A 24,553-nucleotide genomic window follows, 5' to 3' on the forward strand; every position below is an offset into this window, starting at 1 on the left:
CGCGCTTGAGCCGGCGAATGTGCGCCGCCGAGCCGAAGGGTGCGGCTAGCCGCCTAGAACCGTGACCAGCACCGCACCCCAGAGCGCCAGCAGCACGTTGCCGATCGCATAGCCGAGGCCATAACCCAGGGTCGGGACCTGGCTTCCGGCTGCTTCCTGAACGGCGGCGAGCGCCGGTGCCGATGTGCCGGCGCCGCAGCAGGTGCCGGCAAGCACGCCTTCGTTCATGCGGAAGACCCAGCGGCCGAGCGCGAGGGCTGAGACGTGTGACATCACGCAGATCAGCGCGCTGGCGACGACCAGCGCCGGGCCGGACTGGATGAGACCTGCGACGAAGCTCGGACCCGCCGAAATGCCGACACAGGCGATGAAGGCGCAAAGCCCGACGCTGTCGAAGAACCAGAGGGTTGCCTCGGGCACGAAGCCGAAAGTGCGCCTTGTCGAGCGTAGCCAGCCGGCGACGAGGCCTGCAATCAACACGCCGACCGCGACGCCGAGGCCGATTTCCAGCGCGCCGAGTTTCAGGGCGGGAATGCCGATCAGGCCGCCGAGAAAGATGAAGACGCCGACAAAGACCATGTCGGTCGCTGTCGTCTCGCGGTCGGCATAACCAAGCAGTGCTGCCGCATCCTCGACATGGCGCCGCGCGCCGGCAATCGACATCACGTCGCCGCGACGCACGGTCAGCCCGGGGAAGATCGGGATCGTTTGGCCGGCGCGAAGGATGCCGCGCAGGAAGACGGAACGCGCTTCCGGCCGCTGGTTGAGCTGCCACAGGCGTTGTCCCGCGACCTCCTTGTTCGTCACGACGACGTCAAGAACCTCGACCGGGATATCGAGCAGTTCGCGATCGTCGATCTCTGTGCCGATCCGGTCGGCATATTCGACCAGAAACCCGCGAAGCCCGGCAACGGCAATGACGTCTCCGGCGTAAAGGCGCTCCTTGGGCGCGGGGGTGATGATCTCGCTGCCGCGGCGGATCTGTTCGATATAGGCCTTCTGCCGCTCGGGAACGCGTGCCTCCGCCTCCTGGACGGTAAGGCCGACGAGATTGTCGCCAACAACGAATGCGCGCGCCTCGATCTCGCGGCGGGCGCTGTTGCCGGCGTCGTGCGGGGTGATGTTGAGCTCGGCTTCAAGCTCTGCACAGGCCTCCTTCAGGCTGCGGCCAAACATTCTTGGCGCCAGCTGCGACTGCACGAGGATGGCGCTGACGACGCCGACGAGATAGGCGACGGCAAAGCCGGTCGCGATCGCGGATTCGAACTGGCTGGCAGCCTCGGGCGTCGGCGCGGTCTTGCGGAACGTGTCGATGGCGACACCGACGGTTGCCGATTCCGTTGCACCTCCGGCCAGAACACCTGCTGCGGTGCCCAGATCGAAGCCGAAGAAGATGGAGAGCACGATCGCGACGCCAAGCGCCACGACGCAGAGCGTCACGGTGACGGCGATCTGGGGCAGGGCATCGGCATTCAGGCTCTGGAAGAATTGCGGGCCGGTTCGGTAGCCGATGGCGAAGAGAAACAGCAGGAAGAAGGCTTGCTTCACGTCGTTGGACAGGACGGCGCCGGTCTGGCCGATCAGCACGCCTGCGAGCAGGCAGCCCGTGACCGCACCGATCGTCACGCCGGCAATGGTGATCTTGCCGACCGCGTAACCGATGCCCAGCGCCAGGAACAACGCCAGTTCCGGATGAGACCGCAAAATGCTGAACATCTGCTCGATCACGTGACGATCCCTCCAGATTGTGCGCTGAACGCCGGTCGGCCTTCAGCGGTAAGCGGCGCCTGTTGTTTTGTCGGATAGAGGTCTTCGTTTGCTGCTCGTGCGCGAATGCGCCCGAAGACCGCAATGCCAGTGATGCTTGCAGGCTGTCACCGCCGGCCGCCTGTCGGCGGCCGGCGGCAGTAATCGATCAGCTGATCGGGAGCCCCTTCGACGCCCGGTAGGCCTGTACGTAACCGCGCGCGACGGAGCGCACTGCGCTGCCGATCTGGGTGTAGGCATCGTCGTCGAGATTGGCGAAGGAGACGCGCGCCGACCAGTTCGGCGCATCGAAGCCCGAACCGTTCAACAGAACGATGCCGTAGTCCTCCGCAAGCCGGAAGGGGATGTCGAGCGGGTGGATGTGCTCCTTGACCCAATCGACGACGTCCTGACCGACATATTTGCGCAGCCAGAATTCGAAATCGATGATCCCGTAATAGTGATCGAAGTAGATCCCGGGGTTGGATTCGACGCCCATGCCCTCGACAAGATTCTTGAACCGCTTCGTGCAGATCGCCATGCAGGCCTTCTGGTAGAGCTTGTCGACATCCTGCAGCTCGACCAGGCTGAACAGCGACATCATCACCTGCTGCGGCAGCGAGAGCCCGGCGGTGTGGTTGAGGGCGACATCGCGGCTGTCGGCGACGATGCGGTCGATGAACTTGACCGCCCTGGGCGTCGGCGTCATCGCCTTGTAGCGCTTCTCCAGGGTCTTCTGCAGCGCTTCGGGATGCGCCTGGATCATCTTGTCGAAGATGTTGTCCTGGGCAACGGCGATGACGCCGAGCCGCCAGCCGGTGCAGCCGAAATATTTCGAGTAGGAGTAGACGCCGATGGTGTTGTGCGGCAGGTGCCCGAGCAGCGACTGGAAGCCCGGCACGAAGGTACCGTAGACGTCGTCGGTCAGGATCATCAGATCCGGCCGCTTGGTGTTGACGAAGCTGACCAGGCGCCCGATCGTATCGGGGTCGAGCGCGACGGCGGAGGGGTTGCCCGGGTTCACCAGGAACAGCGCCTTCACTTTCGGATCTTCCAACGCCTTGATGTCTTCCTCGGTGAACTGGAAACGGTCTTCCTGCTCGGCGCTGATGTGGATTGTCTTGAGGTCGTAATCCTCCAGCTCCGGCATCTCGAGATAGGGCGTGAAGATCGGCGTCCCCAGAGCGATCGTATCGCCCGCATTGAGCAGTCGGGCATTCTTCAACGCCTTGAAGATGTAGCACATGGCAGCGGTGCCGCCCTCGACCGGGTAGAGGTCGAACTTCGCGTCGGGCCGGAAGCCCGCGCACATCGCCCACATCAGGTATTCGTGGGTGATGATCTCGTTGTGGTGCAGCGCACGGTCGGGAACCGGATAGTTGTCGCCGATGATGGAATCGGTGAGCTCGTGCACGAAGGCGTCCGGCTCGAATTTGAAGGAGCGAATGGCGTATTCGACGGCATCGGAAAGCGTCTGTGCCGGAAGGGCGCCATCCTCCTCTTCGTCCCAGTCGACCGCCGCCTGGATCTGTTTCTTTGCCCACTTCTGGAACCGGGCATAGGCGCCGTCGCGCGCCGGCATGCCGGTTACCCCGGCTGCCGGGTCGAAGTAGGTACGCTTGGCCTCGGTCACGGCGAACAGGCCCAGCAGGAAGAACGCTTCGCGAGCGCGCGTTGCGGTCCAGTTCGGATTGCCTCGGCCCGCATTGAGGAATGCCTTGGCGGATTTTTCGGCATTCACCTTGGCGAGCTTGATCAATTCGTCCTTGATTTCGAACGGGCTGAGATCGGAGAGGCTGTCGTAGAAATTTCTGTCCAACATGAATCACACTCCCAATGAACGAAGGTCTCTGTTTCTAGGAACGATTTCCTTGGCTTACGGCCCGCCTGAGGGTGCCAGCATGATGACGATGACGAGGCCGAAGATCGTCAAAAGCGTATTTCCGATGGCATAGGGCATGCCGTAGCCAAGCGCCGGCACCTTGCTCTTGGCCGCTTCCTGGATCATGCCCAGCGCCGCGGTCGTCGTGCGCACGCCGGCGCAGGCGCCAAAAAGAATCGCGGGGTGAAAACGGAAGACATAGTGGCCGATCAGGACCGAGGCGATCATCGGCACGGAGGTCGCGACGATCCCCCAAATCAACAGCGAGATGCCGACCTCCTGCAGGCCGGCGACAAAGCCGGGGCCGGCGCCGATGCCGACGACGGCGATGAAGATGTTCAGGCCCAGCGTATTCATCAGCCAGAGTGCCGGCGCCGGGATCGTGCCGAAGGCGGGGTAGGTGGAGCGAAGCCAGCCGAGGACGAGACCGGCGAGAAGCGCGCCGCCGGAGGTGGACAGGCCGATCGGTATGCCGCCGATGGTCAACGTCAAGGCACCGACCATCGCGCCGGCGAAGAGCCCCCAGCCGAGAAAGGCAATGTCGGTGGTTTCAACAGGGCGATCGGCAAAGCCGAGTGCCTTGATCGCCGCTTCGACGTGTCGCTTGGCGCCGCCGATCGTGACGATATCGCCGCGCTCGACCGTCGTGCCGGGCAGGACCGGGATCTCGACCAGCGAGCGCACGATCTTGCGGGCATAGACGCCACGCGCCCAATCTTCGTTGCTGACATCGGCAAGTGTCCTGCCGGCGAGCGCCTTGTTGGTCACGTAGACGTCAAGGATCTCGGCTTCGGCGTTCAGCAATTCCTTGTCTTCGACCTCGACGAGCTTGGAATCCAGGTGCTCGACGAGCAAGGCGCGTCTGCCTGAGAAGGCGACGATGTCGCCTGGCTGCAGCACTGTGTTGCCATCCGCCTCGATGATCTGGGTGCCGCGACGCAACCGTTCGACGAAGACTCGGATGCCGGGCAGCAGATTCCTGACCGGCGTGCCGGTGAGCCCGCTCGCCTCGTCGATACGATAGGCCCTGAGGCCGAAATCGTGGTAGGCGCGGGTGATCCCGGGTTCGGTACTGACCGTGCCGCCGCCGAGCTTTGCCTCATATTCCCTGCAGGCGGCCGGCAGATCGATGCCGAGAAGCCTGGGCCCGAGCTGCGCCAGGATGATCGCCGAGCCGATGGTGCCCCAGATATAGGTCACGGCATAGGCGATCGGAATCTGGTCGGTGTAGGTCTTGGCCTGCTCCGGGGTCATGCCCATCGCGTTGATCTGGTCGCTGGCAACGCCGATGGCCGCCGAGATCGTCTGTGACCCGGCATACATGCCGGCGCCATAACCAAGCGGCAGCCCGGCGACGAGCGCGCACAGATACGGGACGATCAGGCACAGCACCAGGACCGACAGGGCAAAGAGGATCTGCTTGGGCCCATCCGTGCTGAGGCCGCGCACGAACTGGGGACCGACGCCGTAACCGACGGCAAACAGGAAGATCAGAAACAAAGTCGACTTCAGATCGCCTGAAACCTGGATGCCCAACTGGCCGATGACGACGCCCGCGAGAAGCGTGGCGGTGACGTTTCCAAGGTTGAAGCCGGCGATCTTGATCGGGCCGATCAGGAAACCGATGCCGAGGGCCAGAAAGACGGCGACAGGAGGATAGGTTCGCAGCGTCTCAACGAAAAAATCTATTGGATTCACTATGATCCCCTTCAGAAAGCTGATTTGCCATGACTGACGTTCGGGACTTGCGCGGGCAGGCCGGATACTCCGCCGCATGGAAATTTCTGTCGCAGGCACCCGAAATGTGGGCGAGATCGATGTAAGTCGGTGCGCATCGGCTGAACGGCGCGATTGCTTCGTCAGAAAGCACATCACTGATTGTGGCTGCCTTCAAGTACGTAACAGTAACGGATGAGGTTACCGGCGGGCGGCAGGGCCCGCCGGCTCGTGGGACGAGGCATGGGAGGGGCTGGGTGGCCGACGCTGTCAGCGATCGTTCAGGTCAGCAGTTCCAAAAGCAACCGCGGTGAGTTGGCACGGAATGCGCCGGCAACGAAGCCGACGAAGCCAAGTGCAATCGCGCCCACCAATCCGTGCCGTTGCCAGCCGTAGAATGCGCCGAAGGCGGTTCCGCCAAGGACGGTCGAAACAACCCAGGCACATTTCACCACGGTCGCAAACAGCCTGCGCATCGTTTTCCCTGTCGGCGTTCGGGTCGGGTGTCCGCCAAAAGCGCATTTCTCTACGTTGGAGGTAATAGCGCACACGGGTCTTTGCCAGCCATCTTCCTGATCATTGCGCTCGAGCGTTGTGCGCGGTCAGTCGTGGCGTTGCCGGCCATGATACATAACGGCCTGTGCACGGATATTTTCGCTTGCGATCCGTAATGGTATTACATAACTAACCCTCATGAAAATATGCCGCATGTTGATAGGCCATGGCCGACCTCTTCCGCCGGTTGTCACCTCCGTCGAAGTGTGCGACGAAGGCTTTGATGGTGCTGCGAGCGCGATAATGCGCAAGCGGCTGAAAAGGGAACACGGAGCGGACGACCCAAATGGGGCCGAAACCGTGGCTGCCCCCGCAACTGTGAGCGGAAAGCGCATTCACACCCTGTCACTGGCGATCTGCCGGGAAGACGTGGATGCGCAACGACCCGCGAGCCAGGAGACCTGCCATCGAACCGATCAACCACAACGGACGGGGTGTTCCGATGGAAAAGAACTGGTTTTTGCGCGACGGTCATCCGTCATCACATCGCTTTGCCACATTCTCTCCGGCCCAATCCGGCGGAGAAGAGACATGGCCAATCCGGTTTCCCGACAGCACAAGATAACGGTCTGCACCGATTGCCGTTTTACCGGCGGCCCGTGCCGTCCGGGAGCGGATCTGATCCAGCGGCTGAACCGCAGCATCGCGGCCCTCGGCGCGCCGCTCGACCGGGATTTCTCCATCGCCGGCACGGTCTGCATGGCGGCCTGCACCAGGCCTTGCACCATCGCTTTCCAGGCAACCGGAAAGGCGACCTATCTCTTCGGCGATATTTCGCCTGAGGAAGACATCGACGATCTCGTCTCCTTTGCGACGACCTATGCCGAAAGAGGCGACGGCATGACGCGGGCGGCCGAGCGGCCGCGCGGGCTGAGCGCCAAGACGCTGGCGCGCATTCCGGCAGCGCTGCTCGTCTCCGAAGACATCGGCGGGCATTTCCAATGAGCTGCACCGCGACAGGGGCCGGCCTTCGTGTCCGCGCCCTGGACTGGGGACCGCGCCCGGATCTGCGGCTGGTTCGCGAGGTCGACTTCGCCATTGCGCCCGGTAGCAGGCTTGCCATTCTCGGCCCGAACGGTGCCGGCAAGACATCGCTGCTGCGCTGCCTCTATCGCTCCGCCCAGCCGACGGCGGGCACGATCGAGGTCGATGGGGTCGATATCTGGGCGATGACGGCGCGCGAGGCGGCCAGGATCATTGCCGTCGTGCTGCAGGAGATGCCCAGCGATTTTCCCTTCAGCGTGCGCGACGTGGTGATGATGGGCCGCATTCCAAGGCGCGAGGGCATGAGTGGCTGGACCGCGAGGGATCGCGAAACCGTGGCGCATGCGCTCGAGCATCTCGATCTCACTCATCTTGCCGGGCGGCAGTTCTCCACGCTGTCAGGCGGCGAGAAGCAGCGGGTGCTGATTGCCCGGGCGCTCGCGCAGCAGCCGCGCATCATCATCCTGGACGAGCCGACCAACCATCTCGATATCCGTCACCAGCTCGAAATCCTCGATTTGCTGCAGACGCTGCAACTGACGATCGTCGCCACGCTGCACGACATCAACCTGGCGGCCGAGTTCGCCACCGATGTGGCGATCCTGACGGAGGGCCGCATGACGGCCTTCGGTCCGCCCGAAGAGGTGCTCAATCCGCAGGCGCTTTCCGCCGCCTTCGGCGTTACCGCCACGGCCCACAACAATGCCGTTTCCAGCGGCGCACGTTTTTCCTTTTCACTCGCTCGACAGGACCTGATTTCATGAAGACCTTCATTGCCCATTCCGCCTTTGCCCTCATGGTTCTGGCGGCAACGCCGGCGCTTGCCTATCCCGTCACCGTCAAGAGCTGCAACCGCGACGTGACCTTCGATGCAGCACCCAGGCGCGCCGTCTCCAACGACGTCAATCTCACCGAAATGATGCTGGCCCTGAAGCTGCAGGACCGCATGGTCGGCTATACCGGCGTCTCCGGCTGGAAGACGCTGGATGAAAAGCTGCGCGAAGGCGTCCAGGCGCTGCCGGAGCTTTCGGAAAAGTATCCGACCAAGGAAGTGCTGCTCAATGCCGACGCCGACTTCTATTTCGCCGGCTGGAACTACGGCATGAAGGTGGGCGGCGAGGTGACGCCGGAAACGCTCGCCCCCTTCAAGATCAACGTCTACGAGCTGACCGAATCCTGCATCCACATCATGGCCAAGGATAAGCCTACGATGGACGACATGTTCGTCGATCTGCTTAATCTCGGGCTGATCTTCGGTGTCGAGGACCAGGCCAAGGCGCTCGTCGACGGCTATCGCCGCGACCTCGACAAGATCACGGCGGCTGTCGGGGCGATCGAGCGCCCGACGCGTGTCTTCGTCTATGATTCCGGCGAGGAGAAGCCGTTTACGTCTGGCCGGTTCGGCATTCCGACGGCAATGATCGAGGCGGCCGGCGGCGTCAACGTCATGGACGACGTCGAGAAGAGCTGGACCGAGATTTCCTGGGAGCCGGTGATCGACAAGAACCCCGAGGTGGTGGTGATCGTCAACTATGGCGAGGTCACCGCCGAGCAGAAGATCGCCTTCATGAAGGACAACCCGGCCTTCAAGAACATCGATGCCGTCAAGAATGACCGTTTCGTGGTGCTCGATTATGTTGAGGCGACGCCAGGTCCGCGCAACATCGATGCCATTGCGCGCCTCGCCAAGGCGTTTCACGACCAGGCAATGTAACCGGAGATCCGCGGCACATTTCCTTGGATCGACATGAATTCAAGGACCTATGCCGTGATCTTGAAGTCTTGCAACGCGCGTGGCGTGTCATGTCCGACGCGCGACGCCGTAGCGGAAGCGCGCCTGGCGGCGTGCTTCCAACCCCTCATAACCTCGGACCAGGGACGGACTGTGAAAACCACGACCGCCATTCTCGCGGCGCTGCTGCTCTTGTGCCTGACGATCACTGCCGCCGTCTCGCTCGGCTCGGCACCGATCCCGGTTTCGACCGTCTGGTCGATCATCGCTGCGAAGCTGTCGCCCGGCAGCGTCGAGGTCATCTGGTCGGCGGGCCGTGAAAGCATCGTCTGGGACGTGCGCCTGCCGCGCGTCGTACTTGCCGGGCTGGTCGGGGCCGGGCTGGCGCTGACAGGTGCCGTGCTTCAGGCCGTCACCCGCAATCCGCTCGCCGATCCGCATCTGCTCGGTGTGTCCTCCGGCGGCGCGCTGGGCGCGATCGTCGCGCTGCTGCATACCGGGCTTATTCTCGGTCTTGCCACGGTGCCGCTGTTCGCTTTTGCCGGCGCTCTGGTCGCGACAGCACTTGTGGCGCTCGTGACAAGGGTGCTCGGCACCAATGCCGACAGGCTGGTACTTTCGGGCGTCGCCGTCGCCTTCACCCTGACATCGATCGGCAACCTGATGATTTTCCTTGGCGATCCACGGGCGGTGCACACGGTGATCTTCTGGATGCTCGGTGGTCTTGGGCTGGCGCAATGGCCGCATCTTGTCTATCCCGCCGTGGTGCTGGCGGCCTGCCTCGGCTATCTCGTGCTTCGGGCGCGCGAGATCAATGCGCTTGCCATGGGCGACGAGACGGCAATGACGCTCGGCATTCCCGTTCGCCGGTTTCGCCTGGTGCTCTTCGTCGTCACGGCGCTTCTGACCGGCGTCATGGTCGCCTTCTCCGGCGCGATCGGCTTCGTCGGCCTGATGGTGCCGCATTTCGTGCGGTTGTTTGCCGGCAGCGACAATGTCCGGGTCATCCCGCTTTCCGCCTTCGTCGGGGCGCTGGTGCTGATATGGGCCGACCTTTTCGCCCGCGTCGTCATGGCACCCGAGGACATGCCGATCGGTGTCGTCACCGGCCTTGTCGGCGGCATCGCCTTTATTGCCATTCTGAAACAGCGCAAGGTGGTGTAAAGCCATCGGTATGGACACGGTGCGATTGCCGCCTATTTCAGAGATCTTTGTCTCAGGGACAAAAGATCTTATCCCGAGGACAAAAGATTTTTGTCCCGGGGCAATCGACCCACTGCGCGACATGAGGAGCGAATGACGTATCAAGCCGAGGCCTGCACTCCGGATGAAGTGTTGAAATTCTGGTTCGAGGAACTGTCGCTCGACCATTGGTTCAAGCCGTCCCGCGAGCTGGACGCGCATTGTTACCAACGCTTCCAGGCCTCGCATCTCGCTCTTGCCAGGGAGATCGGCGACGTCTGGCGGGCGACGCCGGAAAACCGGCTGGCGGCGATCGTGCTTCTCGATCAGTTGCCGCGCAACATGTACCGGGGGACGCCGCTCGCCTTTGCGACCGACGGACTGGCGCTCCGGGAAGCCAAGCTCGCCGTCGGCGCCGGCGCCGACATGGCGGTCAAGCCGGAATGGCGGGCGTTCTTCTACATGCCTTTCGAGCACTCCGAGAACCTTGTCGATCAGACCATGGCGGTGAAGCTTTTCACCGAACTCGGCGATCCCATGTACATCGACTATGCGATCCGGCACCGTGAGGTGATCGAGACTTATGGGCGCTTTCCGCACCGAAATGCCTTCGTCGGGCGAACGTCGACGGCGGCGGAACTCGCCTATCTGGCGCAGCCGGGCTCTGGTTTCTGACGGTTTTACGGGGTGCGAAGGCATGTTTTACCGTGTCTTTGCATCTTTCCGCCGTCTTTCGTATTCAAACCGCATTGTGACGACTGCCCGGGGCGATTCCGTATCGGGATGAGGTTGGGCTTTTGAGGGTTTTGAAATTGCGTTTCGTGGGAAAGTTGCTCGCCGTTTCCGTCTGCCTGCTGTCGCTGGCCGGTGCCGGCGCCGTCGTGGCGCAAAATGCCCAGCCGGCACAGACGACGCAACCAGCCCAGACGCCCGCGCAAGCCCCGGCCCAGAGCAACAATCAGCCTGCCCAGGGCGGGGCCCAGCCCGCCCAGAACACGCAGCCGGTCGCCGACGGCAAAGCGCAGCCTGCGCCGAATGGGCAGCAACCCGCGGGCGATGCGGCGCGACCGGCCCAGAACGCGGCAGCACCGACGCAGGACGCAGCGCAGGCTAACGACGCGACCATTGCAGCGGATGCCGGGCAGAGCCAGACGGCCGAGCAGTTGGCCACGGCCGGCAAGGAGCTCAAGCGCCTGAAGGAGCTCGTCGGCAAGGCCAGCGATGACGACATCGCGCTTGCCGAACTCAAGGTGCAGGTCGATGCCGTCGCCAAGCAGATCATCTCGACGTCGATCGCCACGCGCCCGCGGCTGGACGAGATAAAGGCGCGGCTGACCGAACTGGGCGATCCGCCGGGCGAGGGGCAGCCGCCCGAGGCCGACATCGTCACCGCGGAGCGCAAGCGGCTGCTGGCCGAGCGCGGCGAGATCAATGCACTGACGGGAGAGGCCGAAAGCCTTTCCATCCAGGCGACAAAACTGTCGAACGGCATTACCGCCACCCGGCGCGCGCTGTTTTCCAACACGCTGTTGAAGAACACCGATGTGTCTTTCGAAATGTTCGATGAAGCGTTTTCGGCGACGATCAATGAAACCCATGTGCTGTCGCGCAGCACGATGAGCTGGCTGACCTTCGTCTGGAATTACAAGCGGATTCCACTGCTGACGGCGATCTTCCTGTCGATCTGTGCGGCGATGGTCTTCCTCGTCGGCAGCAACAAGCTGTTTTCGCCGTATATCCATCACGACAAGTCCGACGAGGAGCCGAGCTATTTCCGGCGCCTGTCGGTTGCCTTCTGGTCGACCTTCATACCGACCATTTCGATGGCCGCCTTTGCGCTGTCGAGCTTCTTCTTCATGCACAGTTTCAACGTGCTGCGTTCGGATATTACGCCCATCATCGCGATTGCGCTTGCAGTACTCGTGGTCGGGTTCTTCGTCACCACGCTTGCCAATGCGGTGCTGTCGCCGTCGGATTCGCGCTGGCGTCTGGTTCGCGTGTCGGATCGCGGCGCCAACGTCCTGCTGATCACCATCTTCGCCATGGCGCTGGTCAACGGCCTGGACTACACGTTCGGCGGCATCAGCGAGGCGATGGGCTCTCCCGTCGTGTTGACGGTGGTCAAGAGCTTTGTTGCCTCTGTCGTGATTGGCTTGATCATCATTGCTTCTGCCTGGATCAAGCCGACGCTCAAGAAAGACGAGCCCTTCGATGCGCCGGGTCGTCCCTGGCCGCGCATCGTCTCCATCGGGCTGGTTTTGACCGGCGCGTCGCTGATCATTGCAGCCGCGACCGGCTATGTCGGTCTCTCCCGCTTCATTGCCACGCAGATCATCATCACCGGCGCCATCCTGGTGATGATGTATATCGGCTTCCTCACCGGCAAGGCGGTTTCGCGCCAGGGTGCCTTCGCCGAGACGGCGGCCGGACGTTTTCTCGAGCGCCGTTACAAGCTGGAGCAGGTCGGTCTCGACCAGGTCGGACTGGTGGCGGGCCTCAGCATCTATGCGCTGGTGGCGCTGTTCTTCATTCCGCTGATCCTCTTGCAGTGGGGCTTCCAGGTCGCCGACATCGAATCCTGGACCTATCGCGCCGTCACCGAGATCAAGATCGGCACCATCACCATCTCGCTCATGGGAATCCTGGCGGGCATCCTGTTCTTCATCCTTGGGTACATCGTCACCCGATGGGTGCAGCGCTGGATCGACGGCAACGTCATGGCGCGCAGCCGGGTGGATGCGGGTGTCAGGAACTCGATCCGCACCGGCATCGGCTATGTCGGCGTTGGCCTTGCCGGGCTGATCGGTGTTTCGGCGGCTGGTATCGATCTTTCCAACCTTGCCCTTGTCGCCGGTGCCCTCTCGCTCGGCGTCGGTTTCGGCCTGCAGAACATCGTCTCGAACTTCGTCTCGGGCCTGATCCTTTTGGTCGAGCGCCCGTTCAAGGTCGGCGACTGGATCGTCAGCGGCACGACCGAAGGCTTCGTCAAGCGCATCTCGGTGCGCGCCACCGAGATCGAAACCTTCCAGCACCAGTCGATCATGATGCCGAACTCGCTGCTGATCAACGCTTCGGTCGGCAACTGGACGCACCGCAACAAGCTCGGCCGCTCGGAAATCGCCGTCACCGTCACCTACGCTAGCGACCCCCGGCGGATCATGGATCTGCTGGCCGAAATCGCCGGCGCCCACCCGATGGTGCTGAAGAACCCGTCGCCGAGCGTCGGCTTTACCGCCTTCGGCGAAGACCGCATGACCTTCGAATTGCGGATCTACGTGGCCGATGTCCTGACCGGCGGCGGCGTGCGCAACGACCTGCGTGTCGCCATCTACGAGCGCTTCCGCGACGAAGGCATCGGCGCGCCGTTCCCGCTGAAGATCGAGGACGTGCCGGTCGAGGATCAGACCGGGATCGAGAGCCACGAGCCGGAAACGGTCGGCGAGCCGAAGGGGGCAGCGTCGGCCGAGGCGAGGGCCGCAGCCTCGAAAAAGGAAGCGGCTTCCGCAGCCCCGCTCGACGAGGAAAACGAGGAGGAAGGCGGCAAGCGCCGCGCTTCCAGCCGCCGCTCAAACCCCAACCGCTGATAAACGGAGCGTTCAGCCGCTATTCAGCCTGCCCGCGATAAAAAGCATGCAATTCTTCTTTTGACGGTCTAGGCTGTCACGGGCTGAAGAGGTGGCCGGAGCCACCGTCGCTTGTCCGACGGGGCGGCCGGCTGTGCAAAAGGGCGGCGCCGCGGGCGTCGATGGGCGATGAAGACATTTGTGATTGCTTTGCTTTCCGGCGTGCTGGCGGCAGGGGCGGTATCGGCCGCGACTGTCACGAACAAGGATGGCGAGACTGCTGTTCTGGTTGTCGTCGAAGGCGAAAGCCGCATGGAAGTGGCGATCGATGCCGGTGGGACCGAGGTAATTTGCCCCAGCGGCTGCTTCGTCACCACGCCGAGCGGCGACCGCATCGGCCTGCAGGGCGACGAGAATGTCGAGATCGTCAACGGTTCGGCGATCGTCAAGTAAGCGCAGCTCTTCAAAACGGAATTCGAAACGGCGTCGGGATCTCCCGGCGCCGTTTTTCGTCTTGGGTCATGGCCGCCGGAGGTGCCGGTGGCGCGACCGCGGCTCCAAACGGCCCGTCAATCGGCCTTAAGCAGAATGGGTTAGGCCACGCTAATCCCATTTGGCAATTGAATGAAATGCCGCCATGGCCCGTTAATTCCAGGACGACCCCGGGACGCGCTTTCAGGCAGATCGGGTGTCGCAGGTGCGGGCCGAGCGCATTGACAGCGCCGCCGATGGACCGCACCCTCCTGAAGACAGGCCGGTGTGCGGCGGCGGGGCACGCGACTTTCGACTGCATGATTCCTCAAGGCGGGTTCGATTTGAGGAGAAACGGTGCAGCGAGTTTGAGGTGTTGCAGCGTTCTTCGCGCATGCTGTGACGCGCGGCGCTGCAGGGACATGCACAGGCATGTCCGGAGGGGATGACATGCACTGCCTTCGCATGATCATGACGATCTTCCTGGTGCTGGTGTGTTCGCAGGCGCTTGCCGAAAAGCGTGTGGCGTTGGTCATCGGCAATTCGGCCTATCAGCATGTCCCCAAGCTGCCGAACCCCGACAACGATGCCGGCGACATGGCGGGTAAGCTGAAGGATCTCGGCTTCGAGGTTGTCGTCGGTCGCGACCTCGACCTTGCCGGTGTGCGCAAGACCATTCGCGATTTCGTCGGCAAGCTCGATGGCGCCGATCTCGCGCTGTTCTACTATGCTGGCCATGGGCTGCAGGTGAATGGCGAGAACTACATCGCCCCGATAGACGCCAGGCTGCTCTCCTATATCGACCTCGAATTCGAGGCGGTGCCGATGAACCTGATCCTTTCGGCGATGGAGCGTGAGACCCGGGTCAACCTGGTATTCCTCGATGCCTGCCGCGACAATCCGCTGGCCGTCAATCTCGCCCGTTCGATGGGCACGCGCTCCAGCTCGATCGGCCGGGGGCTCGCAAAGGTCGGCACCGGCATCGGCTCGCTGATCGCCTTTGCCACCCAGCCCGGAAACGTCGCCCTCGACGGCGCCGGGCGCAACTCGCCCTTCACGGCCGCCTTGCTTCGCCATTTGGGCAAGCCGGGGCGCGACATCACCCGCGAACTGATCGACGTGCGCCGCGACGTGCTGGAGGCGACGGATGGCAAGCAGGTGCCCTGGGACAATTCTTCGCTGACGGGTGAGGTGGTGTTGAAACCGTCGACGACACAGGGGGCAGTCGTACCGCACGGCGGTGGTGCGGCCGACAATGCCGCCGAACTTGCCTATTGGGACACGATCAAGGGCTCAAGCGATCGCGATCTGTTCGACGCCTATCTGCAGCAATATCCCGCCGGTGCCTTCGTTTCGCTGGCGAAGGCTAAGATCAGGATCATCGAGCGGGCTGCGGCCGATGAGGCGGCAAGACCGCAAACGCCGGCCGCCGGCGGCCTTCCTGCCGCAACCGAGCAGGTGGCCGCCCTGACGCCGCACACAGATAGTGGGCTGTCAGGACCCGAAATTGCAGAGCCGAACCGCGAGCTGGTTCGCGCGATCCAGAAGGAACTCAACCGGATCGGCTGTCGCGCCGGCAGCGAAGATGGGCTCTGGGGCCTCGGCAGCCGCCGGGCACTGGAGCAATTCGCAAGGCTCGGCAAGGTCGAGCTTGCCGCCCTTGAACCGTCCAGCGATGTGCTCGAACGGTTGCGCACGCAGAAGGCGCGGATCTGCCCGCTTGTCTGCGCCCAGAACCAGCAGCTGAAGGCCGGTCGTTGCATCGATATCAAGCGCGAGGCGAAGCTGCCGGAACCGTCCAAGACGCGCAGCACCGGCGAGACGCCGGCCAAGAAGGCACCATCGAACACCATCACGGCGCCTGACGACGCCAAGAGGAAGAGCTTTGCCAGCTGCCCGGACAGCGCCCAGCTTGCAGCCCGCCAGACGCTTGGCCGCGGTTCCGGCCGTGGCCGTACCGCGATGAGCGCCACGCATGCCTGCGGCCGCATCTTCGCTTGCGCCCGCGCCGCACGCGGGCAGCCCTGGGATTGTAACTGGCGGTGACTGCATGGTGAGAGCCACCCTGCCGCGAGAAGCGTGATCGGTGCGTGAAATTATGGCGTTCCGGTACAGACGGAATCCTGGAGCGCCCTATCTCCTTGTTTGCAATTCAGGACCCGAAACCGCTGCGTGCCTTTGCGACAATTGCTCTGGAAGAAGGACGGTTATCCATGGCGAATGATTTTCCAGGACTGCGCCCGGGCGAGGCCGCTCCGGCCTTTTCATTGGCGGCTGCCAACGGCGAGGGCGCTGTTTCGCTTGCGGACCTGCACGGCCGGTCGTTCCTTATCGGTCTGTTTCGCGGCCTGCATTGTCCGTTCTGCCGGCGGCAGCTGCGGCAGTTCGCAGCGCTCCAGCCCGCATTGAGCGAAGCGGGTGTCGAGACACTTGCCGTCATCAATACCCCCTTGGAGCGGGCTCGCCTCTATCTCCAGTTTCAACCGACGCCGGTAACGGTGCTGTGCGATCCCGAGTGCCGGACACACCGCGACTTCGGCGTGCCGCTCGCCGCCATTGCTCCGGCCGACGCTCAAGAGCCGCAATGGCCCTTGCACACCAGTTTCGAACAATTTGCCGCTGCTCGCATCAATCCGGGTGGCGAGTTGGCGGAGCCGGCGCAGCCGATGAAGGCCAATGACCTGCTCAATGCCAAGGATGGCTTCGAACTGCATGACATCGACCGATCCATCTCCGAGAAGTATGGCACCCAACTCGTCGGCCATTTCCTTGTCGATACATCGGGCTGCATTGCCTGGGCCGAGGTCGAGGCGCGCGACGGCCCGGACGGCCTCGGGACCTTTCCGACCGCCGAGCGGATCATCGCTACCGCAAGAAAGGTCGCGGTTTCTTCCGCCAAGTAGGGGCCCGCGACGACGGGGACCGAGCGGCACTTCGGGGCTTGATTTTACCGTGGCAATGGCAAGGATCGCCCGGATGTCAAATGGCCGGTCGGCGCCAGAGGATGCACCCTATGAAACTGCAACTGATCCGCAACGCAACGCTGAAGCTCGACTACGCCGGTCGCACCGTGCTGATCGATCCCTATCTCGCGCCGAAGCACAGCTTGCCCTCCTTCGCCAACCGATCGGAAAACCCGATGGTCGAGCTTCCGGTTTCCATCGAGGCCATTATCGACGGCGTCGAACTGGTGATCGTTTCACACCTGCACTCCGACCATTTCGACGAAGTTGCCAAGGAGCATTTGGCGAAGGATCTGCCGATCTTCTGTCAGCCTGGCGACGAAGGCGAGATCCGCGCGGCGGGTTTCACCGATGTCACACCACTTGCCGATCGTGCCACTTGGCAGGGGCTGACGCTGACACGGCGCGAAGGCAGCCACGGCCTTGGTTCCGTTGTCGAGCTGATGGGCTCGGTCATGGGCTTCACGCTCGAGGCCGAAGGTGAGCCTTCGGTCTATTGGGCCGGCGACACCGTGCTCTATCCGCCGGTCGCAGGTGTTATCGCCGAGACGAAGCCCGAGATCATCGTCACCCATTCCTGTGGCGCACGCTGGGACGGCGACCTGATCGTCATGGACGCGGCCGAAACCGTTGCCGTCTGCGAGGCATCGGGAGATGCGGTGGTTGTTGCCACCCACATGGAAGCGCTCGACCATGCAACGATCAGCAGGCAGGACCTGCGCGAGGCCGCCGAGGCGCGCGGCATTTCCGCGGCGAAGCTGCGGATCCCGGCCGATGGCGATGTGCTGGTGATGGACAAGCCGGCGGGATGAGTGGCTTGTTGCCCGTTACAAGCGTTGGGGATGCATAGCATCTTTGCGCAGTTCAGAGCGGAGCCGTAACAGCGTCGATGTTCCGACCAAGACTTTGACCAGCGCGTCGCCTTGCGCGCTGCGAAAGGCGGAGGCCGGCCACACGGCAGCCGGTCTTATTGCCTTAGTACTGGTCGTGGCGCCGTACCCATTCCATCGGGTAGTTCAAGCTGTCCTCGTCGCGGCCCTTGGGAACCAGGTCGAGGAAATGATAGGCGCCGTTTAGCATCTCGATGCCGCGCGAGTAGCAGGAATAGGTATGGAACACCTCGTTCGCGTCGCTTCTGTAGAATACGCTGATGCCCACCTGTTCCGAGACGGTGCTCGGCTGGATCTTGTAGTTGTAGAAGGCCTCGCCCTTGGCGAGCTGTTCAGCCGTGCGAGATGCCTGATAGTCGAAGTTGAAGTCGCTGCCAAAGGACGACACCCAGGGAAAACTCCAGCCCAGTCGCTTCCTGTAGGCCTCGATCCTGGCGAGCGGTGCGCGCGAAACGGCCGTGAACGTCACGTCGCGATGATTGAGATGAACCGGGATGCCGTTGAAATTATCGGCCCAGAACGAGCAGTGCTTGCACCCTTCCTGCCAGTCCGGAGCCAGCATGAAGTGGTAGACGATCAGCTGAGAGCGCCCGTCGAAGAGATCGGCAAGCGACAGGGTGCCGGACGGCCCTTCGAACCGGTAGGGTTTTTCCACGCGCTCCCACGGCATTTCCATGCGGCGGCGCGTCAGCGCCTCCCGTTGCCTCGAGAATTCCTTTTCGGCGGCAAGCAGGTCCAGGCGTGCCTTCAGCCACGCCTCGGGTGAAACGATTTCGTTCTGCATCGGTGGTCTCCTTGGTGTTGGAATAGTCGTCCGGTGGCAGCATCACGGGGCTCATGGCCGATGGGCGGTGTTTCGCCGTCCGGCGATCAGCCGCAGCCACGGCCCGAAATGAAAGGCGCTCATCAACGTGTACATCGCCGCCATTCCTGTCAGCGGCGAGGAGGCCGAGGTGGTGCAGAGCATGTCGGGCTCGCCGGCACCCGGAATGCCGGTCATAAGGGCCATGAGCGCAAAGGTCGGGCTTGCCAGGAGGCAGAGCTGCCCGGCTGCGCCAAGTGCGATCGCCCTTGCCCACTCTTCAATCGTTCCGGTTCTGTGCGTCGACATTTTCGGCTATCCATTCGTTGGTCGGTCTTGCAGGGTGTTGCTGATCTCCGGGTACAGTTAGCGCCGCGTGCCGAGAGGGCGGGAGTTACAAGTTTGACGGGATTACGATGGATTCGCTGATCACGGCTGCGGCGCGGGCGCTGGCGGCGGGCGATCCGCTCGGCGCGCTGAAGCGCGTGGCCCTTCGCGACGACGCGCCGGCGCTGGCGCTGCGCGGGATTGCGATGGCGCAGCTCGGCGATTTCCCGCGTGCAAAGGCTTTGCTGAAAAGTGCCGCGCGCGCGTTCGGGACCAGGGAGGCGGTGGCCCGGGCGCGCTGTGTCGTGGCCGAAGCGGAGATTGCGCTCGTTTCGCGCGACCTCGGTTGGCCCGAAAAGGCGCTCGAGACGGCACGGGCGACGCTCGAGACCCACGGCGACCGCGTCAACGCCGCTCACGCGCGCAATCTGCAGGTTCGCCGTCTGGTCCTGATCGGCCGCCTCGATGAAGCCGAGCGAGCGCTTGCCGGCTTCGATCCGGCACTGCTGCCGCCACTCGCGCGCGCCGCCCACGCGCTCAGTGTTGCCGGTATCGCCATCAGGCGGTTGCAGACAAAGCTGGCGCGCGCCGCACTGGAACAGGCGCACGCCGTCGCGCGGGAAGCCGGCATCCCGGCATTGGTCGCCGAAGTCGACGGCGCGTTGCTTGCGCTCACCACGCCGGCCGCACGCCTGATCGCTCGTGACAAGGAGAGGGCACTGCTGCTCGAAGAGGTCGAGGCATTGCTCGCTTCCGGCGCTCTGGTCATCGATGCATGCCGCCATGTGGTGCAGGCAGGCGACAGGGTGGTGCCGCTCGCGACGCGCCCGGTTCTTTTTGCGCTCGCAAGGACGCTGGCCGAAGCCTGGCCCGGCGATGCTTCGAGGGAAGCGCTCCTCGCCGGCGCCTTCCGGGCGCGGCACGCCGATGAATCGCACCGGGCGCGACTGCGCGTCGAAATCGGGCGGCTGCGCGCCGAGCTCAGGCATGTGGCGGAGGTGAGGGCGACCACGCGCGGCTTTGCGCTTGTGCCGCTCGGTAACCGCGAGGTTTCAGTGCTGGCGCCGCCGACCGAAGGGCAGCACGGCGCGGTTCTGGCCTTGCTCGCCGATGGCGAGGCGTGGGCGAGTTCGGCGCTGGCGATTGCGCTTGGCGCGAGCGCGCGTACGGTGCAGCGTGCACTTGACGCGCTTTGCGCGGCTGGCAAGGTGCAGCCGATCGGGCAAGGCCGGGCGCGCCGGTGGATGACGCCTCCGGTGCCGGGTTTCCCGACAGTGTTGTTACTCCCCGGTCCGCTACCAAGCGATTAGGATGGAACGATGAAAAGAACCGCTGCCGAAATCCTGCGCGAATACGGACCCTTTGCCGACGCTGACCAGGTGCATGGCGTGACCTTCGACGGCCGCCACGTCTGGTTTGCCACCGGGGACAGACTGAATGCGCTCGACCCCGAAAGCGGTGAGACGGTGCGCTCCATCGCCGTTGCCGCCCATGCGGGCACCGCTTTCGACGGGAAGCACCTTTTCCAGATCGCCGAGGATTGCATCCAGAAGATCGATCCGAAGACGGGCCGCGTGCTGTCGACGATCCCGGCACCGGGCAATGGCGGCGATTCCGGTCTTGCCTGGGCCGAAGGCACGCTCTGGGTGGGGCAGCATCGCGGCCGAAGAATCCATCAGATCGACCCCGAGACCGGCGCCATCCTGCGCACGATCGAATCCAACCGCGTCGTCACCGGCGTCACCTGGGTCGACGGCGACCTGTGGCACGGCACCTGGGAGGGCGACGACAGCGATGTCAGGCGCATCGATCCGAAGACCGGCGATGTGCTGGAGCGGCTCGACATGCCAGCTGGCACGGGGGTCTCGGGGCTTGAGGCCGATGGCGGCGACCGCTTCTTCTGTGGAGGCGGCCCAAGCGGAAAGGTCAGAGCCATTCGTCGTCCACGACGGAATGCCTGAGCCTTTCGGCCCCGACAGCCGATGGTCGCGATATCGCCGACGGCGCAGTGGAAATCCGCGCCTGCCGACCCACGCCGTCAAGTGACGCCAGCACCTTGCGGTGGTGGACCTGACCGGGCGGTCCAACACGTCGATCATCCGTCGAACCGGAGCGCGACATGATGCTCTGCGCCGCCAGCCTCGCCGTCGCGACTTGCAATGGCGTGCCGTCGTTTCCATCTGCAATGCAGGGCTGAAAACTGCCGCTGAACTCCCCGCTGTGGGTAGCGGCGAGCGGACGACCCAGGCGCCACACCAGGTTGAGGCGCGAGCGGAGGTGGAATGGACAGGGCGTCGCAATCGGTCATGTACGGTCTCTGGATCGTCTGCCTCGTCGGGATGGCGACCGCCATCGGGATTTTTTCGGGTTGGGAGGCTAACGGTTGGATGGGGGCAGCCACAGGGGGCGTCGTCGGCTATGGCAGCGGCGCGCTGGTCTCACAGGCGCCGTCGCTGTTTTTCGACCTTCTCTTTGCACTTCTGTCGGACTGAGGCTCAAGGCTTGCCCGATGGGACGCGCCTACGGGATGGCGAAAATGCTGATCTCGTTGGTGATGCCGCGCAGGGTGACGTTGTGGGTCATCGGGTTGAGGCCGCGCTCGCTCAGCAGGCCGGCGGCGGCCGGGTGCTTGAGCACCGCGCTGGTGGCGAATATCTCATGGGCGGTCGCGAGGTGCTGCACCCGCGAGGCGATGTTGACCGTCTGGCCGAAATAGTCCTGTCGCTCGTTGAGGCTGACGGCAATGCAGGGCCCTTCGTGGATGCCGATCTTCAGCAACAGGTCTTCGCTGCTGCGTTCGTCGTTGAGCTTTCGCATGGCGTCGCGCATCCGCACGGCCGCCGCAATGGCGCGGTCGGGGGTCGGGAAGGTTGCCATCACGGCGTCGCCGATGGTCTTGACCACGGCGCCGGCCTCGGCGGCGACGATCTCGTTCAGAACGCTGAAATGGGTTTTTACCAGGTCGAAGGCGGCGAGGTCGCCGACGCGCTCGTAAAGCTCGGTGGAACCGCGCAGGTCGGTGAAGAGAAACGTCAGGCTGGTGATCTTCAGGCGTTGGTCGACGTCGATGGTATCGGTGCGGTAGATGTCGCGGAAGGTCTGGTTGGAGAGCAGCCGCTTCGCCGTGAGGAAGGGGCGCCGGCGCCCGAGCAGCGCGTGCAGTGCTTCGCCGGCAATGCAGACGCTTGGCAGGGTGCGAACCTCCGAATGGTTTTCCACCTGGATCCGCAACGGCCCCGGTTGCAGGCTGATGGTCTCGCTGTGCCGGTGGGTGCGGTCGAACACCAGGGACAGGTTGCGTCTTTCCTTTGTCGGCTCTCCCGAGACGTCGAGAAACTGCGCCGCATGGGTCACCGGCTCGAAGATGATGACGAACTCGGCCGGAAGCTGCAGCGCGATCACGGCCTTTTCGCCGGGCGGCAATTCGAGCGTCTCGAGTACGAAGTCCTCGACCATTTCCTCGTAGTGATCGTCGGGCAGATCGACGCCGGAACCCCAATAGATCTGGCGGAAATATTCGCCGGCTGACAGTTCATGCGGGTTGTGCGCCTCGATGTGACGGACGCGCGGAGAGACCGTGAACGTCACCTCGATCATCTCGTCCAGCGTCGGCTCGTAGCCGGCGGCGCAGAGCGCGCAGGTATAGGCCTCGCTCTGCACGGTTTTCAGCGACGTGTTGGCGTCGAGCACGCCGCCGCAGCCCGGACACAGCACATTCCACGACAGTTCGAACAGACCAAGGCGGGAGGCATGCAGGAAACCGGCGATGGTCTTTTCCTCGTCGAGCCGGTGCTCGGCGGCAAAGGCGAGCGCATTGATGCGGCCGAGCTTGCGGTCGGGCGCTTCGCGTACGTGCCGTTCGAGGGCATCGACGAAGGGAGGGCTCGCCGACTGGCGAAGCACATCGAAAAGGGCCTGGGTTTCGCTCATGCCGGCATCATATACCGAAACGGCGTTTTCGGTCAGGGAATTGTCCGTGGGCCACGTCGCTTGGCACGGTGCAGCCGGCGGAGGATCAGAAGGCGCACAACAGCCCGGCATCGAAGATGCCGGGCTAAAATTGCGTTCCCGAGGGCGCTATCAGTTGCCCATGCTCTGCTTCAGGGTTTCCTCGATCTTGGTCAGGTTGAACGAACCTGGGCTCTGGCTCGGCGGGTATTCCTTCATCGTCTGCAGGAACTTGGCGGCCAGGCCCTGGATCGGCACGATGACAAAGGCCCGGTCGAGAAACCAGTCGTTGTAGACAATGGCATTGTGCTGCGCCTTTTCGAAGGGATCGCGGCGCAGGTGGAAGAGCAAGGGAACGCGCAGTTCGGTGAAGGGCTCGCGCCAGACGCCGAAGGCCTCACCGCGGTTCTCCAGGAACACGACTTTCCAGTCGTCATAGCGTGCGGCCACGACCTGGCCGTCATCGTTGACATACCAGAACTCGTGACGCGGCGACTGGTCAGTCTTGCCGGTGAGATAATCGAGCTGATTGTAACCGTCGATGTAATTCTTGTAGCTGCGGCCGTTGAGCTCGACACCGGCTAGGAGCTTGTCCTTGATATCGGGTACACCGGCGATGGCAGCGAAGGTCGGCAGCCAGTCCTCGTGCGCGACGATGCCGTTCACCGTCTTGCCAGCCGGGAATTGCCCGGGCCAGCGCATAAAGGCGGGAACGCGATAAGCGCCTTCCCAGTTGGAGTTTTTCTCGCTGCGGAACGGCGTTGTGCCGGCATCCGGCCAGGTGTTGTAGTGCGGTCCGTTGTCGGTGGAATACATGACGACTGTGTTGTCGGCGATGCCGAGATCGTCGAGCAATTTCAGGAGATCTCCGACCATCATGTCGTGCTCGACCATGCCGTCATGGTACTCGTCGCCACTCGGTCCGGAAATGCCGGTATTGGACTCCTTGACGTGTGTGCGAAAATGCATGCGCGTGGCGTTCCACCACACGAAGAATGGCTGCTTTGCCTGGTTCTGACGGTTGATTAAATCCTTGGCGGCGTCGAGGGTTTCCTGGTCGACGGTCTCCATCCGCTTGCGGGTCAATGGACCTGTGTCCTCGATCTTGCCGTCGGCCGAAGCCTTGATGACGCCGCGGGGGCCGAAATTTTTGCGGAATTCCTCGTTCTTCGGATAGTCGCGGTTCTCCGGTTCCTCCTCGGCGTTGAGGTGGTAAAGATTGCCGAAGAATTCATCGAAGCCGTGTTGTGTTGGCAGGTGCTCGTCGCGGTCGCCCTGATGGTTCTTGCCAAACTGGCCGGTGGCATAGCCTTGGCTCTTCAGCACCGTCGCCATGGTGACATCGGTCTTCTGCCATCCTTCCTTGGCGCCGGGCAGGCCAACTTTGGTCATGCCTGTGCGCACCGGCACGTTGCCGCCGATGAAGGCTGCGCGCCCTGCCGTGCAGCTCTGCTGGCCATAGTAGTCGCTGAAGGCCAGGCCTTCCTTGGCGATCCGGTCGATGTTGGGTGTCTCGTAACCCATCATGCCGCGGTTGTTATGGCTGATGTTCCAGATGCCGATGTCGTCGCCCCAGATCACGAGAATGTTGGGCTTGGCGGCCGATCCCGAAGTGCTCGCTTGGGCGCGTACCGGCTTGACGCCGGTGGTCGAAACCATTGCGGTGGCGGCTGCCGCAAGGGCCGTGCCGCCGAGCAGGACGCTGCGTCGGCTGAGGCCGCTTTTCTGCTGCTCGGAACTGCTCTCGATGTCTTCCTGCGGTGTGGATGCAATATCGTCTTTCACTGGGCTT

General features: G+C 63.3%; 21 protein-coding genes and 1 riboswitch. Of the genes, 13 read left to right on the forward strand and 8 right to left on the reverse strand.

Translation table 11 applies throughout. The annotated features are described in order from the left end of the window. Positions 1-45 precede the first annotated feature (45 nt). From BLJAPNOD_RS12040 to BLJAPNOD_RS12055, 4 genes are all read right to left on the reverse strand, one after another. Positions 46-1,728 carry a TrkA C-terminal domain-containing protein gene (locus BLJAPNOD_RS12040; RefSeq protein WP_115419969.1) on the reverse strand — a complete coding sequence of 561 codons (1,683 nt, stop codon included), beginning with the start codon at positions 1,726-1,728 and terminating at the stop codon, positions 46-48. Positions 1,729-1,915: 187 nt separating this feature from the next. Beyond that, positions 1,916-3,568 carry a bifunctional aspartate transaminase/aspartate 4-decarboxylase gene (locus tag BLJAPNOD_RS12045; protein WP_115419970.1) on the reverse strand — a complete coding sequence of 551 codons (1,653 nt, stop codon included), beginning with the start codon at positions 3,566-3,568 and terminating at the stop codon, positions 1,916-1,918. 54 nt (positions 3,569-3,622) lie between these two features. Further along, positions 3,623-5,326, reverse strand: coding sequence for an aspartate-alanine antiporter (gene aspT, locus BLJAPNOD_RS12050; RefSeq protein ID WP_244610930.1), 1,704 nt, complete (start codon positions 5,324-5,326; stop codon positions 3,623-3,625). A 299-nt stretch (positions 5,327-5,625) separates the two neighbouring features. Then, positions 5,626-5,820 (reverse strand): hypothetical protein, encoded by a 195-nt coding sequence (locus BLJAPNOD_RS12055; protein WP_115419971.1) that lies wholly within the window; start codon positions 5,818-5,820, stop codon positions 5,626-5,628. 286 nt (positions 5,821-6,106) lie between these two features. Next, positions 6,107-6,323, forward strand: a riboswitch (cobalamin riboswitch). Between the two features lie 107 nt (positions 6,324-6,430). Between BLJAPNOD_RS12055 and BLJAPNOD_RS12060 the strand changes: the two genes are divergently transcribed. The 10 genes from BLJAPNOD_RS12060 to BLJAPNOD_RS12105 all read left to right on the forward strand — a co-directional run bounded on the left by BLJAPNOD_RS12060 (position 6,431) and on the right by BLJAPNOD_RS12105 (position 17,606). Then, positions 6,431-6,844 (forward strand): DUF1636 domain-containing protein, encoded by a 414-nt coding sequence (locus BLJAPNOD_RS12060; RefSeq protein ID WP_077504425.1) that lies wholly within the window; start codon positions 6,431-6,433, stop codon positions 6,842-6,844. Continuing rightward, positions 6,841-7,647 carry an ABC transporter ATP-binding protein gene (locus BLJAPNOD_RS12065; protein WP_115419972.1) on the forward strand — a complete coding sequence of 269 codons (807 nt, stop codon included), beginning with the start codon at positions 6,841-6,843 and terminating at the stop codon, positions 7,645-7,647. The genes BLJAPNOD_RS12060 and BLJAPNOD_RS12065 overlap by 4 nt, the downstream gene beginning before the upstream one ends. Beyond that, positions 7,644-8,597, forward strand: coding sequence for an ABC transporter substrate-binding protein (locus tag BLJAPNOD_RS12070; protein ID WP_115419973.1), 954 nt, complete (start codon positions 7,644-7,646; stop codon positions 8,595-8,597). Before BLJAPNOD_RS12065 ends, BLJAPNOD_RS12070 begins: the two co-directional genes overlap by 4 nt. Before the next feature lie 171 nt (positions 8,598-8,768). After that, entirely contained in the window at positions 8,769-9,779 is a 1,011-nt protein-coding gene (locus tag BLJAPNOD_RS12075; protein ID WP_244610931.1) for an iron ABC transporter permease, read from the forward strand. 132 nt (positions 9,780-9,911) lie between these two features. Then, positions 9,912-10,472 (forward strand): DUF924 family protein, encoded by a 561-nt coding sequence (locus BLJAPNOD_RS12080; protein WP_115419975.1) that lies wholly within the window; start codon positions 9,912-9,914, stop codon positions 10,470-10,472. Positions 10,473-10,648: 176 nt separating this feature from the next. Beyond that, the gene (locus BLJAPNOD_RS12085) at positions 10,649-13,381 is read left to right on the forward strand and encodes a mechanosensitive ion channel domain-containing protein (protein WP_343215817.1); all 2,733 of its coding nucleotides are present in this window, start codon (positions 10,649-10,651) and stop codon (positions 13,379-13,381) included. A gap of 168 nt (positions 13,382-13,549) precedes the next feature. Beyond that, entirely contained in the window at positions 13,550-13,813 is a 264-nt protein-coding gene (locus BLJAPNOD_RS12090; RefSeq protein ID WP_115419976.1) for a hypothetical protein, read from the forward strand. A 468-nt stretch (positions 13,814-14,281) separates the two neighbouring features. Next, entirely contained in the window at positions 14,282-15,877 is a 1,596-nt protein-coding gene (locus tag BLJAPNOD_RS12095; protein ID WP_244610932.1) for a caspase family protein, read from the forward strand. Between the two features lie 167 nt (positions 15,878-16,044). After that, positions 16,045-16,734, forward strand: a complete 690-nt coding sequence (locus BLJAPNOD_RS12100) for a redoxin domain-containing protein (protein ID WP_115419977.1) — start codon at positions 16,045-16,047, stop codon at positions 16,732-16,734. A 110-nt stretch (positions 16,735-16,844) separates the two neighbouring features. Then, positions 16,845-17,606 carry an MBL fold metallo-hydrolase gene (locus BLJAPNOD_RS12105; protein ID WP_115419978.1) on the forward strand — a complete coding sequence of 254 codons (762 nt, stop codon included), beginning with the start codon at positions 16,845-16,847 and terminating at the stop codon, positions 17,604-17,606. Between the two features lie 163 nt (positions 17,607-17,769). Here the strand turns inward: BLJAPNOD_RS12105 and BLJAPNOD_RS12110 are convergent, their stop codons facing one another. Further along, a complete protein-coding gene (locus BLJAPNOD_RS12110; protein WP_115419979.1) occupies positions 17,770-18,468 on the reverse strand; it encodes a thioredoxin family protein in 699 nt (232 codons plus the stop codon). A gap of 51 nt (positions 18,469-18,519) precedes the next feature. Continuing rightward, positions 18,520-18,795 (reverse strand): hypothetical protein, encoded by a 276-nt coding sequence (locus tag BLJAPNOD_RS12115; RefSeq protein WP_115419980.1) that lies wholly within the window; start codon positions 18,793-18,795, stop codon positions 18,520-18,522. Positions 18,796-18,902: 107 nt separating this feature from the next. Here BLJAPNOD_RS12115 and BLJAPNOD_RS12120 point away from each other — a divergent pair, with 107 nt between their 5' ends. The 3 genes from BLJAPNOD_RS12120 (at position 18,903) to BLJAPNOD_RS12130 (ending at position 21,305) form a co-directional block, all read left to right on the forward strand. Then, positions 18,903-20,123 carry a helix-turn-helix domain-containing protein gene (locus tag BLJAPNOD_RS12120; RefSeq protein ID WP_115419981.1) on the forward strand — a complete coding sequence of 407 codons (1,221 nt, stop codon included), beginning with the start codon at positions 18,903-18,905 and terminating at the stop codon, positions 20,121-20,123. 9 nt (positions 20,124-20,132) lie between these two features. Then, complete coding sequence (locus BLJAPNOD_RS12125; RefSeq protein ID WP_115419982.1) at positions 20,133-20,774, forward strand: PQQ-binding-like beta-propeller repeat protein; 642 nt, start codon at positions 20,133-20,135, stop codon at positions 20,772-20,774. Positions 20,775-21,095: 321 nt separating this feature from the next. Then, a complete protein-coding gene (locus BLJAPNOD_RS12130; protein ID WP_115419983.1) occupies positions 21,096-21,305 on the forward strand; it encodes a hypothetical protein in 210 nt (69 codons plus the stop codon). A gap of 28 nt (positions 21,306-21,333) precedes the next feature. On the opposite strand, the gene BLJAPNOD_RS12135 is transcribed toward BLJAPNOD_RS12130, so the two are convergent. Further along, positions 21,334-22,743, reverse strand: a complete 1,410-nt coding sequence (locus BLJAPNOD_RS12135) for an adenylate/guanylate cyclase domain-containing protein (protein WP_115419984.1) — start codon at positions 22,741-22,743, stop codon at positions 21,334-21,336. A gap of 150 nt (positions 22,744-22,893) precedes the next feature. Then, on the reverse strand, positions 22,894-24,420 hold the full coding sequence (locus tag BLJAPNOD_RS12140) for an arylsulfatase (protein ID WP_244611015.1): 1,527 nt from the start codon (positions 24,418-24,420) through the stop codon (positions 22,894-22,896). Positions 24,421-24,553 lie beyond the last annotated feature (133 nt).

Source organism: Ensifer sp. M14 (genome assembly GCF_003355565.1).
Lineage (GTDB): Bacteria > Pseudomonadota > Alphaproteobacteria > Rhizobiales > Rhizobiaceae > Ensifer.